Source organism: Brucella sp. 22210 (assembly GCF_052045675.1).
Lineage (GTDB): Bacteria > Pseudomonadota > Alphaproteobacteria > Rhizobiales > Rhizobiaceae > Brucella.
Map to the genome: position 1 here is coordinate 122,144 of NZ_JBQEPD010000005.1, position 14,973 is coordinate 137,116.

Genomic DNA, 14,973 nt, shown 5'->3' on the forward strand with positions numbered 1-14,973 from the left:
TGCACAAGTGTTGATTTTATTGATCATCCCTGTTGATGTGCACAAAATAACGGTTACGGCGGAACAATGCAGAACAAACATACCCTCTCTTTGCCCAACATTCTCACTTACGGACGGATTGTCGCCGTGCCGCTTGTGGTGTTGTGCTTCTTTGTGGAGGGGCGCCTCGAATCCAGCGACTTCGCCCGTTGGACCGCTCTTGGCCTGTTTATCGTGGCCAGCATCACCGATTTCTTCGACGGCTATCTTGCGCGTATCTGGAAGCAGACCTCAACGATCGGGCGCATGCTTGACCCGATCGCAGACAAGCTTCTCGTATCTGCCATTCTGCTGCTTCTGGCTGCCGATGGCACCATTGCCGGCTGGACCCTGTGGGCGGCAATCATCATTCTGTGCCGCGAAATTCTGGTTTCGGGCCTGCGTGAATATCTCGCGGAACTCAAAGTCAGCGTGCCCGTCTCACGTCTTGCGAAGTGGAAGACCACAGCGCAGATGGTAGCGCTTGCCTTTTTGCTGGCCGGCCCTGCCGGTGATAAAATCATGCCCTATGTAACGGAACTGGGCATTGTCCTGCTCTGGATCTCGGCAATCCTCACGCTCTATACGGGCTGGGATTACTTCAAGGCAGGCCTCAAGCACGTGATGGATTAAGCTCGTGAGCGTCAAAGTCGTCTATTTCGCCTGGGTGCGGGAGAAAATCGGCAAGGGTGAAGACCTCATCGTTCTCCCTGCCCCGAAAGTGACGGTCGGCGAACTCATTAGCCAGCTGAAAACCCGTGGCGAAGAATATGAAGCCGCTTTCGAGCATGGCGACGTTATCCGCGCGGCAATCAATCAGGAACATGCCGAACATAATGAATTCATCCAGGACGGGGACGAGGTCGCTCTTTTCCCGCCCATGACGGGTGGCTGAGATGGGCGGGCAGCCGATTTGCCCGCTGTTCGTCAGCGTTCGCGAAGATGATTTCGACGCGACGGCGGAAGTGGAAAAACTTCGCGCTGGACGCAAGGATATCGGGGCCATAGTCACCTTCTCCGGGCTTTGCCGGGATGAAAATGGTCGCCTCTCCGCGCTAGAACTCGAACATTATCCCGGAATGGCGGAAGCCGAGATCAGGCGCATTGCCGAGCAGGCGATGGCGCGCTGGCCGCTTCTGGGTATATCCATCATCCACCGTTACGGGCTGATCAAGCCCGGCGACAATATCGTGCTCGTTGCGACCGCATCGGCGCACCGTCTTGCCGCTTTTGAGGCGGCCTCTTTTCTGATGGATTTCATGAAGACCGGCGCGCCGTTCTGGAAGCGCGAACATCTCGCTGACGGCACCGCCGATGGCTGGGTCACGGCCAAGGATGACGACGACTTAAGTCGAAAGCGATGGGACAAATCGCAAAATACTTGATCCGTCCGATCAGCGCTTTGATCTATTTGCAGAAAACTCTGTTTCTCTTTAAGCACGAATTAACTATTTAAACCCCTAAAATACAGTGTAATTTGGGTGGCGCTTACTTGTGCTGCCACAATTTTCACATGAAGATTTCATTATTGTCTGCGGAGTGAATCAAGCTCCTGTCGGACGCGGAACGCGGACGGAGCGACGGGCACGGCAACACTGCCACAATAGGGCAATATTCCCGATTGTGCAGGAATGAGGTTTCGGACTTTAAGAATGCGAAAACTACTGAAGAGCACTCTTTCAATTGCCACGGCACTCGTGGTCGGCCTTGGCGCGCTTGGTGGCGCAGCCTTGTTCCTGACCACGTCCATGCCGACGAGCAGCATTGCCGCTGAAAAGACAGTGAGTGGCAAGGTCATGTATCGCGAACGCATCGCTCTGCCGCCGGAAGCCAAGCTGACGGTACAGCTTGCAGATATCTCGCTTGCCGATGCGCCATCCCAGACGATTGCCGAAACCCGCATCGAATCCGCACAAGGATCGCCGATCCCCTTCGCGATCAATTTCGACACAGACAAGATTCAGCCGGGTCATACCTATGCCCTGCAGGCCCGCATCACTGCTGGCGATACACTCTGGTTCGTCAACGACCAGAATTACACCATCGATCCCGCCAATCCCGGTACTCCGATTGAAATGCGCGTCGTCATGGTGCGCAAGAGCGCAGACGAGACCGTATCCATCGGCATTGAAGGCAAGGACTGGCTGGCCGAAGACATTCAGGGCGGCGGCGTCATTGACAATGCCCAGACCACACTGACAGTCACCCCCGACGGCTCTGTCAGCGGTTCCGGCGGCTGCAATCGCTATTTCAGCAAGGCGACAGTGACAGGCGAAACGATTTCCTTTGCCGATGTCGGTTCGACCTACATGCAATGCCCGCCAGCGCTCATGAATCAGGAACGTAAATTTCTTGATACATTGACGAAAACGCGGTCCTACAAGATCGATACCGTGGGTAAACTCGTCCTTCTTGATCAGGACGGCAAAGAGATCGCGACACTGGCGCAAAATCTCTGATTTAATTTAAGAGAAGATACAAAAAAGCCGGGCGCGAGCCCGGCTTTTTTCATGCATGTGGATCGGATTAGCCGACGATTTCGGTACCCGAGAACCAGTAAGCGATTTCTTCGGCAGCGGTTTCCGGAGCGTCCGAACCGTGAACCGAGTTTTCGCCGATCGACAGAGCGAATTCCTTGCGGATCGTACCAGCGTCTGCGTTTGCAGGGTTGGTTGCGCCCATGACTTCGCGGTTCTTGGCGATTGCGTTTTCACCTTCGAGAACCTGAACGATCGTCGGGCCCGAAGACATGAATTCGGTCAGTTCGCCGAAGAAAGGACGGTCCTTGTGAACAGCGTAGAAGCCCTGTGCTTCACGCAGGCTCATCCAGACGCGCTTCGAAGCGACAACACGCAGACCAGCTTCTTCAAGCTTGGCGGTGATTGCGCCGGTCAGGTTGCGGCGGGTCGCGTCGGGCTTGATCATGGAGAAGGTACGTTCGATTGCCATTATGACACCTTGTTTGCTGGGAAATTTTAGAAAAGTGAGGCTCTATACCGTCGATAGGCTTAATTGCCAAGAGGCCGCGCCGTTTCGAGCATAATCTTATCGATCCTCGTCTCACTCCAGTCGGATTATCCTTTAGAGCACATCCGGTATCGCCTAGCAGCTTGAGACGGCAGAAATTTGAAGGCATAGATAATGCCATTCTGATTCAGGCTGTCGGGTAGCGGGGAATTGTATGGAACAGCATTTTCAAATGTTTGCGTGGTATAATCGCTGGGCCAATGAACTGCTCTATGCCGCCGCCGCCGATCTGAGCGACGAGGAATACCGGCTCGATCTCGGCCTGTTTTTCGGCTCGATCCATCGCACGCTCAACCATCTTCTGGTCACGGACCGCATCTGGATGAAGCGGTTTACCGGCGAAGGCGACCATCCAAAGCAGCTCGACGCTATCATCACCGACAATTTCATCACGCTGCGCGATCTGCGCCACGCAGAGGATGGACGTATCTGTCGCTATACCGACGGGTTAAACGCCGACAAGCTTGCGGGGCGTTTTACCTACACAACCGTCTCGGACATGCGCACGATGAGCCAACGGCTTGCACCGTCGCTGGCGCATCTGTTTAATCACCAGACCCACCATCGCGGCCAGATCCACGCAGCCTTGACGCGGCTCGGCACAGACGCCCCTTCGCTCGACCTTTCGCAATTCCAGCGCACGGAAGGCGGCCGTCGCTTCGCCTGATTGATGTTGATACTTGCGGAAATGCGCAGAGCCGTGCAAAAGCCAGTCCATGCTTATTCTCGATGACATTTCCGTCCGCATCGCCGGACGCCTTCTGATCGATCATGCCAGCGTGACGCTGCCTGCCGGATCGAAGACCGGTTTCGTCGGTCGCAACGGCACGGGAAAGTCCACCCTGTTCCGGGTCATCACCGGTGATCTCGCGCCTGAAACGGGCAGTGTGTCGGTGCCGAAGAACACCCGCATCGGTCAGGTGGCACAGGAAGCGCCCGGCACGGAAGAACCGCTGATCGAAATCGTCATGAAGGCGGACAAGGAGCGCGCGGCGCTTCTTGACGAAGCCGAAACGGCGACCGACCCGCATCGCATCGCGGAAATCCACACGCGGCTTGCCGATATCGACGCCCATTCGGCGGAAGCGCGCGCAGGTGCGATCCTGTCCGGTCTCGGTTTCAACGCCGAAGCACAACGGCGTCCTGCCTCGGCCTTCTCCGGCGGCTGGCGCATGCGCGTAGCGCTCGCTGCGGTTCTGTTTTCCGAACCGGACCTGCTGCTGCTCGACGAACCGACCAACTATCTCGATCTTGAAGGCGTGCTGTGGCTGGTCGACTATGTTAAGCGCTATCCGCACACCGTCATCATCATCAGCCATGATCGCGAACTGCTGAATTCGGCCACGTCGTCGATCATGCATCTCGACCAGAAGAAAATCAGCTTCTGGCGCGGCAATTATGATCAGTTCGAGCGTCAGCGGCACGAAATGCTGGAATTGCAGCAGAAGGCGCATGCCAAGCAGGAAGCGCACCGCAAGCACATGGAATCCTTTGTTGAGCGGTTCCGCGCCAAGGCCACCAAGGCCCGGCAGGCGCAGTCCCGCCTCAAGGCCTTGCAGAAGCTGAAGCCCATCGAGCTTTATGTCGACAGCCATGTGCAGCCGTTTAGTTTTCCGGATGCCGAAAAGAAGGCCGCCTCGCCCATCATCGCGCTGGACCACGCCGATGTCGGCTATGTGCCGGGCAAGCCGGTGCTGCGTAACGTGACGCTGCGCATCGACAATGATGACCGCATCGCGCTGCTCGGTTCAAACGGCAATGGTAAGTCCACACTGGCCAAGCTGATTGCGGGACGGTTGAAGCCGGAAAACGGCACGCTGACCATCTCGCCCAATCTGAAAGTGGCGTTCTTCGCACAGCATCAGATGGATGATCTGGTGCCGGAAGACAACGCCATCGAGCATGTGCGCAAGCTGATGCCGACCGAGCCGGAGGCCAAAGTTCGCTCTCGCGTGGCACGGATGGGGCTTTCGACCGAAAAGATGCTGACGCCTGCGAAGGACCTTTCCGGCGGCGAGAAAGCGCGTCTGCTGATGGGGCTTGCGACCTTCCATGGGCCCAACCTTCTGATCCTCGACGAACCGACCAACCATCTCGATATCGACAGCCGCGAAGAACTGGTCCACGCGCTCAACGCCTTCAACGGCGCTGTCATCCTGATCGCGCACGACCGCCATCTGATCGAAGCCACGATGGAGCGGCTTTGGCTGGTGCGCGAAGGCAGTGTGAAGGCGTTTGAAGGCGATCTCGATGAATATCGCCAGATCGTTCTGGCCGACGCCAAGGGTGAACCGGCTTCCGAACGCGATGAAGGTCCGAAGGTCAATAAAGCGGAGCAGCGCAAGCTTGCCGCGCAGAAGCGCGAAGCCTTGGCGCCCTTGCAGAAAAAGATCAAGGAAACCGAGAGCTTGATGCAGAAACTGCAGAAACAGATTCAAGCTTTCGCCAATCAGCTGGAAGACCCGGCGCTTTATGAAAAAGAGCCTCAGAAAGTCATTCGCATCAACAAGGATATGAGTGATGCGAAATCCGCGCTCGCAAACGCGGAAGAAAAATGGCTGGAGCTTTCATCGGAATATGAAGAGGCGATGGCGGATTAAAGCGCATCCCGAAAAGTGTGAAACGGTTTTCGGAAAAGATGCGCCTCAAACAGAGAATTAGGGCGCGTTTCGATCTNCGAAACGCGCCCTAAACCCGCCATCACTCAGCCGAGAAACCCAAGAGCGAAAACAAGCGCCAGCAGCACCCATCCGACGATGCGTGCCCAGACCGGCAACGGCCTTGGCGCGAACCGAACCGCCAGAACCGCGAAAATAATAGTCAGGATCGGGAACCCGAAATAGATTGCGGCGTAACCGCTCGATCCTTCAAAAGACGAACCGAAAACGCCCAGCTTCTCAAGCGGAAACAAGGCGATAAATGCCAGCACAGCCGACAGAAGAAGCAGAAGCAAACGATCTGTAACGGTGCGAACGAACTGCATGGCTCAGCTCTGTCGGCGCAGTCGGGTGCGCATCAGGCCGTATACGCCCAGCACCCCCAGAACCAGACCGATGGTCGTAAAGGTTTCGTCCGGCGTTTCCGCCCCACGGCGCAGAACCAGATCGGCCTTCGATATCTGCAGGCCGTCCGTATTGCCCTGAACGAGACGAAACGCATATTGGCCCGGAATGACCGGATCGAAATCGCCTGCACTCTGGCGCAGCGGCGTTCCATCCTGCGGGCGGTCCGTATTGATCGAGCTGCTGTTGGACACGAAATCGAGCCCCTGCGACAGAACCGGCTGACCATCGCGGCTGACGGCAAGCGTCAGCGCGGACCGACGTTCCGCCGGGACATAGCCGGGCAAAGGCGTGGCATCAATGAAAACGCGCACCGGCGCATCGCCAGCCTCAAGTCGCACTTGCTGCACCTTGAAGCCGCTCTGGCGATTTTCCAGCATCGTCCAGCGGCCGATCTCGCTGCCAGTGAAATGGCGCATATACCAGGGATAGCCCAGACCGAGCCCGACGCCCGCCACGATCATCGCAACAAAAACTGGACGCATCAGGCTTTCCGCTCCCAGCGGCGATCAGGCGTCTGCTGCCAGTAAGTCAAATCATGATTCTCCGCCTTGAAGGCTTTCCATTGTCCGCGTGCAATATCGAGCTGGTCCTGATCGTGGCCGTCGAACATAACCACAAGCCGTTCATAATTGCCGACCTGTTCGAGCCCTGCGCCTTCCACCAGAAAGCGGACGGTCGCGCCATTGGCATTGTTTTCGGTCGTCGTCAGCAGGACAGGCTGCTGGTCCGGGTGCGGTTCCGCATCAGTGCCGTGGGCAACAAAGGACGTGTCGGAAAAAGTCCACAACAGATTATCGAGCGCATCGCGTCTCTCTTCGCTGACGGTCTGCACCGTCACGCGCCAGCCGCGCCCAAGCGACCGCTCGACGAGACCCGGCAGGGCTTCGTCGAGTGTCGATTCCGTCAGATGGTAGAACAGGATTTCCGCCATGCATGTTCCAGAACGTTTTCGAAGCGGGGCGGAGAAAATGATTCACATTTCCGCCCCATCTTCTTGTTTCCAAAAGAGTTTAGCTCTCGAAATGATCGCGGACAAGGCGGTCGAGCAAACGCACACCATAGCCGGACGCCCAGGTCTGGCTATATTCGTTTGCGGGTGATCCCATTGCCGTGCCTGCCACGTCGAGATGCGCCCAAGGCGTTTCGCCCACGAAGCGCTTCAGAAACTGCGCAGCAGTGATCGAGCCGCCGTAACGACCGGCGCTGTTCTTCATATCGGCGAATTTCGAATCGATCATCTTGTCGTATTCGGCGCCAAGCGGCAGACGCCACAGCTTCTCGCCCGTTGCCTGACCGGCATCGTAAAGCTGGTCTGCAAGCTCATCATCGTTCGAGAACAGGCCTGCATGATACTGGCCAAGCGCCACCATGACCGCGCCGGTCAGCGTAGCCAGATTGATAATGAAACGCGGCTTGAAGCGATCATTGGTGTAATGTAGCGCATCGGCCAGAACCAGACGGCCCTCGGCATCAGTGTTGATAACCTCGATGGTCTGGCCAGACATGGTCGTGACGATGTCTCCCGGGCGCTGTGCATTGCCATCGGGCATGTTTTCCACAAGGCCGATCACGCCAATCGCGTTGACCTTGGCCTTGCGTCCAGCGAGCGCACGCATCAGGCCCGTCACGGCAGCAGCGCCGCCCATGTCGCCCTTCATGTCTTCCATGCCGCCAGCCGGCTTGATGGAAATGCCGCCCGTGTCGAACACGACGCCCTTGCCGACAAAGGCAACCGGCTTTTCTTTGCCCTTCGCGCCCTGCCATTCCATGATGACGAGACGTGGCGGACGCACCGAACCCTGCGCAACACCGAGAAGCGCGCCCATGCCGAGCTTCTTCATTTCTTTTTCGCCGAGGATCTCGATTTTAACGCCGAGCTTCTCAAGCTTTTCCGCTTCTTCGGCAAATTCCACCGGGCCCAGCACATTGGCCGGTTCATTGACGAGATTGCGAGCCTGAATGACGCCGTCCGAGATGGCTTCGGCTACTTCGAAGGCCTTCTTCGCGCTGTGCGTGTCAGCAACATTGATGGTGATCTTCGCAGCGTGCTTCGGTTCTGCATTTTCCTCGTTCTTGCGCGTCTTGTAACGGTCGAACTTGTAGGAGCGCAGGATCATGCCCAGCGCGACGTCAGCCGCTTCATCACCGGCAATCGTCGTTTCCGGCAGGGCCAGCGTGACCGTCGCGCGTTCCGATTTGCCGATTCGCGAAAATGCCGCGCCGCCGATCTTCAGCCAGTCGTCATTCCCAAGCTTGCCCGGCTCGCCGACGCCGACCAGAACGATCTTGTCGATACCGCCAGCCGTCGTTTCGATTGCTTCAGCGGTTTTGCCCAATGCGCCGGTGAAATCGGAGATTTCGAGGATGCGCGCAATCTTTTCCGCCCCGCCGACGGCCTTTGCCGCTTCTTCAGCGAAGCCTCCGCCTTTGGCAACCAGAACGATGGCTACGCCTTTTTCCGGTGCTTCAAACTCGCCGAAAGAAATCGAAGGACGTTTAGACATGATAACTCCAAACCGATGGCCCATTGATAAATGACACGATTGTGTCGCGACTTTTTCCCACTCATGTGAGACGAATATGGCGAAACAGCAAGGGTGCAAGCCCTTCCTTATCAGTTTTGCGTTAACTTGGGCGAACCGTCATCAAATGCAATCGATATCCTAGTCACACCTCGGTCTTTTCATTCAGCAGTTGCGCAGAAACATGTTGCCTCAGGCAGTTCAATCCTTTTAACAGACGGGAGCTAGCGCCAGCGCTTCGCTTTTAGTAATCTGTTAACTGCGTTTATTCGGGCAATCTTAGCCAAGCGGCATTAGATTAAGTTCATTATTGGGAGTGCCGTTCCATAATTGTGAATGGGCTCCTTCAACGGAACCGGGATGTAGACTCCACCTATGCGATTGATAGAGTTGTACATCCTGCGCCGCGTGGCGATCATGTTCCTCGCTGTGCTGGGCGCAGCGGTGGGCATTACGTGGACGGTGCAGGTGCTTCAGCGCATCGACTTTCTGACAACCAGCGGCCAGACTTTTCAGACGATCATTCAGTTCAGTTCGCTTTTGATCCCGTCTGCCATTCCGCTGGTGATGCCCTTTGCGCTGATCATCGCCATCACGCAGACACTTTCGACGATGAACCAGGATTCCGAGCTTGTCGTCATCAATGCATCCGGTGCGCCCCGTAGTGCGGTGATGCGCCCGATCCTGATGCTGGCCGCCGTGATTTCCATCGTTTCGTTTCTGGTCGCCAATTATGTCGATCCCTATGCGCGCATGAACATGCGCGCCATGATCGCCAATGCCAGCGCAGACCTCGTCAATCTGATCGTGCAGGAAGGCAGCTTCCGCAAGCTTGCCGATAATCTCTATATTCAGGTGGCTGAGCGCCGTGCCGATGGCAGCATCGGCGGTCTTTTCATCGCCGATTCCCGCGATCCGTCGCTCGATCTCATCTACTACGCAGCCGATGGCGGCATCGCCACGACGGATACCGGCGCCAATATGCTTCTGATGCAGAATGGTGAAGTGCAGCGCCGCAGCGTTTCCGATGGCACGGTTTCGATCATCAAATTCGATTCCTACGCATTCGATCTCAGCCAGTTTGCGTCCGCTGGCGACGATTTCGTGATCTATGCGAAAGACCGTCCGCTGTCTTATCTGCTCAATCCGGATCCAAACGATCCGATCCTGCAAACGCGCCCGCTCCGTTACAAGGCGGAATTGCACCGACGTTTGACGCAATGGCTCTATCCGGTGGTCTTCGCCATGATCGCGCTGGCTTTTGCAGGCGATTCCCGTTCGCATCGTGAAGCGCGCGTTTCTGCATCCTTTTCGGCCATCAGTACTGCTTTGCTCGTCTATTGGGCCGGGTATTTCGCCTCCGACCGCGCCGACAAGGAAGAAGCCTATATACTCGTCATGTATCTGGTGCCCATCGTCGTCATGCTCGTAACCGGCTTTGCGCTGGCGACCGGGCGCAGCATCGGACTGCCCAGCAAGTGGAACGACCGGATTCTCGACAACTTCGATCGCTTCAAGCAGATCATTTCCGATCTTTATGATCGCGTGATGGGCCGCTTCCGCGGCAATGCGGGAGGTCAGGCATGATCGGCTGGACACTTGGTCGCTACTTCTTCACGCGTTACGTGCAGATCACCTTCTATTTTCTGCTGGGTATTTTCGCGCTTTCGATGCTTCTCGACTTTACCGAGAACGCCAGCAAACTTTCAAATCTGCCTGATTACACGGTTTGGGCAGCGCTCGGCATTTCGGCCATGCGCGTGCCGTTCATCATGCAGCAGATGATTCCCTTCGTGGCACTGTTCTCGGCCATGGCGACACTGATTTCGCTGAACCGCAAATATGAGCTGGTTGTAGCGCGTTCAGTCGGTGTTTCAGCCTGGCAGTTTCTGCTGCCAGCCTGCCTCGGCGCGCTGCTATTCGGTGTCGCGACGATTTTCGTGCTCAATCCGCTCGCCGCTTATGGTTTCTCCAAGGCTGAGGAAATTGCAGCAACGTGGAAAAACGGCAAGACTACCGACGTTTCCGCACTGCGCGATCCCTGGCTTCGCCAGAAGACCGATGAAGGCGAAACGATCATTGGCGCAAAGAGCATTCTGGATCAGGGCGCGACGCTTGCCGACGCGACTTTCATCCAGTTCGACAGCCAAAAGAATATCAGCGTGCGCTACGACGCCCGCACCGCACAACTGATGGATGGTCATTGGCAGCTCAACGACGTGACGCGATTCGCGCGCGGCGAAGAGCCCAAGAAAATGGCCAGCTTTGCTATCCCTACGCAGCTGCGTCCGGAATATGTCGAAGAGAAGCTCGCTTCTCCCGATACGATTCCCTTCACTGAATTACGACACAAGATCGAAGTTGCGCGTTCATTCGGCTATTCGGCAAACGCATTTGACATGCAATACCAGTCACTTCTGGCATTGCCTGCGCTTCTGATGGCGATGACTCTCATTGCTGCAACAGTGTCCCTGAAATTTGTGCGTTTCGGTCAGTCCGGTGCGATGATTCTGGGTGGCGTTGTTGCTGGCTTCATGCTTTATGTCGTTTCGGTACTGGTCAAAGCATTCGGCAATGCGGGATTCGTTCCGCCGTTTGTAGCTGCCTGGGTTCCTGTGATTATTGCGACATTCTTTGGTGTCTCCTTTTTGTTGCATAAGGAGGATGGTTAGTGGGTTTGAGTAACACCCGCATGGTATTGCCCCATCTGCTCTCACGCTTCTCGCGTGGGACGGCGTTGGCGTGCGTCCTTGCTTTGCCTTTCATTTCTGTCGCAGTCATGCCCTCGCCCGCTTTGGCGCAGGAGGCACTCGGTGCCAATTACAAGAGCGATCCAAATGCCCGGATGCTTCTGCAGGCCGATGAGCTTGTCTATGATCGCGATGTGAACACCGTAACCGCTCAAGGTCGGGTCAAGATCGAGTATGACGGCAATCGCCTTGTCGCAGATAAGGTGACCTATAATCAGCAGACCCGCCGCATGACCGCGACCGGGAATGTTGAGGTCGTCGAACGTGACGGCAACAAGATCTATTCCGATCATATGGATGTCACCGATAGTTTCCGCGACGGCTTTGTGAATGGCCTGCGCGTCGAGACGACGGACAATACACGTTTTGCCGCTGAAAGCGCCGAGCGCAGCAACGGTGAAATCACAACATTCAATAATGGCGTCTACACGGCTTGCGAAGCATGTAAGAAAGACCCCGACAGGCCTGTTCTGTGGCAGATCAAGGCCCGCAAGATCATCTGGAACAGCACAACGAAGACCGTTCGTTTCGAACGCGGCCAGTTCGAGTTCCTGGGCATGCCGCTGGCATGGTTCCCTGCCTTCGAAATGGCTGACCCGACGGTCAAGCGCAAGAGCGGCTTCCTGTTCCCAGGCTTTGCTTACAAGGACGATCTGGGCTTCGGCATCAAGAACTCCTATTTCTGGGCTCTTGCACCGAATTACGACGTGACCCTTTCGTCGACCTATTACACGAAGCAAGGCTTCCTGAACGAAGCCGAGTGGCGTCATCGTCTGGAGAACGGCACCTATAATCTGCGCATCGCGGGCATGCATCAGGCCAAGCCCGGCGAGTTCGATGTCGCGACCGTTGATCGCGATGTCGACAATCGTGGTATGATCGCTTCGAAGGGTGATTTCGAGATCAATTCGCGCTGGCGCTACGGCTGGGACGTCATGGCCCAGAGTGATCGCAACTTCAGCCGTACCTATAGTATCGAAGGATATAATGCCGGAACGCAGGTTTCGAAAATTTACCTGACCGGCATCGACAATCGTAATTATTTCGATCTGAATTTCTATCGTTTTAATGTGCAAGAATCTCTCTTGCCAACTGATTCAAATGAGATTCATTCGAAGCAACCTTGGGTTTTCCCAAGTTTGGACTATTCCTACACGGTTCCTGAGCCTGTCTATGGGGGTGAGCTGAACATCAACACCAACCTGCAGGCCCTTTATCGAGAAAACGATAACGTGACGCCTGCTGGTACTCGCTACCCGCGCGTTCCCGGTTTTGGTGGTACTAGTGCTCGCTTGACGAGCGAAGCGGAATGGCAGCGCACTTATATTACGCCGTCCGGTTTGGTTATCACGCCGTTGCTCGCGTTGCGCGCGGATGCAATTGGCGCCAATACGAGCCTTGATCTTTCGTCTGCTGGCTATACAGACGCCGTCGTACGCTCCGAAGCGCTGCGGGCAATGGCCACAGCGGGTCTCGAACTGCGCTGGCCGATTCTGTTCTCGACCACCAGTTCAACGCATATCATTGAGCCTATTGCGCAGATTTATGTGCGCAACAATGAGCGTTATGCCGGTGAACTGCCAAACGAAGACGCTCAGAGCTTCGTGTTTGACGCGACGAACCTGTTCTCGCGCGACAAGTTCTCTGGCTATGACCGCGTTGAAGGTGGCACGCGCGCCAATCTCGGCTTCCGCTATTCTGGAAGCTTCAGCAACAGCGACTGGTCGCTTTACGCTTTGGCTGGTCAGTCGTTCCAGCTTGGCGGTCTGAATTCCTATGCCACGAGCGACTTCGTAAATGTTGGTGCAGATTCGGGTCTAGACAGCGCTCGCTCCGACTATGTTGCGATGATCGGCACGTCCAATTCAACTGGTCTGGCCCTGGCCGCCCGCGGTCGTTTCGACAAGGACAGCCTGTCCGTGCGTCGTGGCGAACTTGAAGTGCAGCAGAGCTGGAAAAAGCTGACGCTGACAGCGCAATATGCCTACATCACACCGCAGCCGGCCTATGGCTATAACGATCTGCGTCAGGAAGTGACCGGTACGGCTTCGGCGAAGGTCAACGCCAACTGGCGCGTGTTCGGATCTGGTACTTATGACCTTGTGTCCAGCACGCTGGTCCGTGCGTCATCTGGCCTTGCCTATGATGATGAGTGCTTCACCTATATGATGGCTTACACGCAGACGCGTAACCCGGGTGAGGACAAGGCATCGCACGGTATCGGGTTCAATATCTCGCTGCGCACGCTCGGCGACATCGGCAGCGGCAACCAGACCTTCTAAAATTTATGACCGGAAACATATTCTTTTGTTTCCGGTCATCTGTGCTCTGGGACATTTCGCATAGAAATCGTCTTCTCCAAGAAATTGCGATTTCGTTCAGTAAGCAGCCCTCAATCGTCTTGTAAAATGCGCGAGGGTCATTGTTTCGCCGCACTGCCTCCTCTATACAGACAGCACTATAGTTGGTTTCCGATACTCTTGCGGCTCGATGACAAGCATATCCGAAACCGAATGAACACATCCGGTGACGGGTTTCGTTCACCGACCGCAAGGAAATCGGGAAACAAGATGATGTTTGCAAGACCTCTTTTCGCCTCCCTGTTAAGCGCGACTGTCTGCCTGACGGCGCTCGGCACGGTTGCACTTCCCTCTTCGGCTTTTGCCGCTGGGGAAGGTGAGGTCAAGGTTGTCGTATCCGGCAATGCCATCACCAATGGTGATATCCAGCACCGGATGGCTTTTTTGAAGCTGCAACGCAAAGGCGGCAATCTCACCCAGCTCGCGCGTCAGGAACTGACTGACGAAATGCTGAAGCGAATCGAGATGAAGAGCCGCAACATCAGTGTCTCCGATCAGGAAGTCGATCAGGCCTATGCGGGCTTCGCGTCCCGCAACAAGATGACCCTCGCCCAGATGAACCAGGTGTTGAATCAGGCAGGCGTTACGCCGGACCACTTCAAGAAATACATCATGGTCCAGATGGGCTGGGGCCGCCTCGTCAGCGCTCGCTTCCGTGCAACCGGCATGGTCAGTGAGCAGGATGCTGTACAGCGCATACTGAAGGATGGCGGCAAGAAACCAGTCGCAACCGAATATCATCTTCAGCAGGTGATTTTTGTCGTCCCGACCTCGAAACGGTCTCCGGCACTTCTCGCGAAGCGTCGTCAGGAAGCCAATGCGCTTCGTTCGCGCTTCCAGAGCTGTGACGCCACCCGCCAGCAGGCCAAGGGTATCATCGACGTGACCGTCCGCGATCTTGGACGCATTATCGAACAGCAGCTGCCGGGCGAATGGGCCAAGGATGTGAAGGCAGCCGGCGTAGGACGCACGACACCGCCGCACGATACCGAAAAGGGTGTCGAGTTCCTCGCAGTCTGCGCCACGCGCCAGCTGTCGGACGACCGCGTCGCCCAGCTCGTTTTCTCCATGGAGGGAGCGGACTCGCCGGAAGGTCAGGAAAAGAAGGCTGACGCGCTCTCCACCAAATATCTGGATGAGTTGCGCAAGAAGGCCACCATCGTTAATCGCTAAAATTCCGGCGGCAGCAATGCTGTCGTTCAGGATAAGGCAATGATATGAGCTGGCACGG

General features: G+C 56.2%; 15 protein-coding genes. 10 read left to right on the top strand and 5 right to left on the bottom strand.

Features of this window, described 5'->3' with window-relative positions; genetic code table 11:
* Positions 1-66 precede the first annotated feature (66 nt).
* From pgsA to ACTJKP_RS09160, 4 genes are all read left to right on the top strand, one after another.
* Positions 67-651, top strand: a complete 585-nt coding sequence (pgsA, locus tag ACTJKP_RS09145) for a CDP-diacylglycerol--glycerol-3-phosphate 3-phosphatidyltransferase (protein ID WP_078340745.1) — start codon at positions 67-69, stop codon at positions 649-651.
* Between the two features lie 4 nt (positions 652-655).
* Entirely contained in the window at positions 656-913 is a 258-nt protein-coding gene (gene moaD, locus ACTJKP_RS09150) for a molybdopterin converting factor subunit 1 (protein WP_078340744.1), read from the top strand.
* 1 nt (position 914) lies between these two features.
* Entirely contained in the window at positions 915-1,403 is a 489-nt protein-coding gene (locus tag ACTJKP_RS09155) for a molybdenum cofactor biosynthesis protein MoaE (protein WP_440630405.1), read from the top strand.
* Positions 1,404-1,670: 267 nt separating this feature from the next.
* Positions 1,671-2,477, top strand: coding sequence for a YbaY family lipoprotein (locus tag ACTJKP_RS09160; protein WP_440630406.1), 807 nt, complete (start codon positions 1,671-1,673; stop codon positions 2,475-2,477).
* Positions 2,478-2,544: 67 nt separating this feature from the next.
* On the opposite strand, the gene ndk is transcribed toward ACTJKP_RS09160, so the two are convergent.
* Positions 2,545-2,967 carry a nucleoside-diphosphate kinase gene (ndk, locus tag ACTJKP_RS09165; RefSeq protein WP_109368676.1) on the bottom strand — a complete coding sequence of 141 codons (423 nt, stop codon included), beginning with the start codon at positions 2,965-2,967 and terminating at the stop codon, positions 2,545-2,547.
* Positions 2,968-3,199: 232 nt separating this feature from the next.
* Here ndk and ACTJKP_RS09170 point away from each other — a divergent pair, with 232 nt between their 5' ends.
* Positions 3,200-3,712 carry a DinB family protein gene (locus ACTJKP_RS09170; protein ID WP_440630407.1) on the top strand — a complete coding sequence of 171 codons (513 nt, stop codon included), beginning with the start codon at positions 3,200-3,202 and terminating at the stop codon, positions 3,710-3,712.
* 49 nt (positions 3,713-3,761) lie between these two features.
* A complete protein-coding gene (locus ACTJKP_RS09175) occupies positions 3,762-5,645 on the top strand; it encodes an ABC-F family ATP-binding cassette domain-containing protein (protein WP_440630408.1) in 1,884 nt (627 codons plus the stop codon).
* 104 nt (positions 5,646-5,749) lie between these two features.
* Here ACTJKP_RS09175 and ACTJKP_RS09180 read toward each other — a convergent pair whose 3' ends face one another.
* The 4 genes from ACTJKP_RS09180 to ACTJKP_RS09195 form a co-directional block, all read right to left on the bottom strand.
* A complete protein-coding gene (locus tag ACTJKP_RS09180; RefSeq protein WP_440630409.1) occupies positions 5,750-6,028 on the bottom strand; it encodes a hypothetical protein in 279 nt (92 codons plus the stop codon).
* Between the two features lie 3 nt (positions 6,029-6,031).
* Complete coding sequence (gene bspB / locus ACTJKP_RS09185; RefSeq protein ID WP_440630410.1) at positions 6,032-6,592, bottom strand: type IV secretion system effector BspB; 561 nt, start codon at positions 6,590-6,592, stop codon at positions 6,032-6,034.
* Positions 6,592-7,041 carry a DNA polymerase III subunit chi gene (locus ACTJKP_RS09190; protein WP_078340737.1) on the bottom strand — a complete coding sequence of 150 codons (450 nt, stop codon included), beginning with the start codon at positions 7,039-7,041 and terminating at the stop codon, positions 6,592-6,594. Before ACTJKP_RS09190 ends, bspB begins: the two co-directional genes overlap by 1 nt.
* Positions 7,042-7,120: 79 nt before the next feature.
* Positions 7,121-8,614 carry a leucyl aminopeptidase gene (locus tag ACTJKP_RS09195; protein WP_280991841.1) on the bottom strand — a complete coding sequence of 498 codons (1,494 nt, stop codon included), beginning with the start codon at positions 8,612-8,614 and terminating at the stop codon, positions 7,121-7,123.
* Between the two features lie 393 nt (positions 8,615-9,007).
* On the opposite strand from ACTJKP_RS09195, the gene lptF reads away from it, so the two are divergent.
* The 4 genes from lptF (at position 9,008) to ACTJKP_RS09215 (ending at position 14,915) form a co-directional block, all read left to right on the top strand.
* The gene (lptF, locus tag ACTJKP_RS09200; RefSeq protein ID WP_440630411.1) at positions 9,008-10,219 is read left to right on the top strand and encodes an LPS export ABC transporter permease LptF; all 1,212 of its coding nucleotides are present in this window, start codon (positions 9,008-9,010) and stop codon (positions 10,217-10,219) included.
* A complete protein-coding gene (gene lptG, locus ACTJKP_RS09205) occupies positions 10,216-11,304 on the top strand; it encodes an LPS export ABC transporter permease LptG (RefSeq protein WP_078340735.1) in 1,089 nt (362 codons plus the stop codon). Before lptF ends, lptG begins: the two co-directional genes overlap by 4 nt.
* A 20-nt stretch (positions 11,305-11,324) precedes the next feature.
* Positions 11,325-13,664: an LPS-assembly protein LptD gene (locus ACTJKP_RS09210; protein ID WP_440630494.1), complete on the top strand. Its 2,340-nt coding sequence runs from the start codon at positions 11,325-11,327 to the stop codon at positions 13,662-13,664.
* A 288-nt stretch (positions 13,665-13,952) separates the two neighbouring features.
* Positions 13,953-14,915, top strand: a complete 963-nt coding sequence (locus ACTJKP_RS09215; protein WP_440630412.1) for a SurA N-terminal domain-containing protein — start codon at positions 13,953-13,955, stop codon at positions 14,913-14,915.
* Positions 14,916-14,973: the final 58 nt, after the last annotated feature.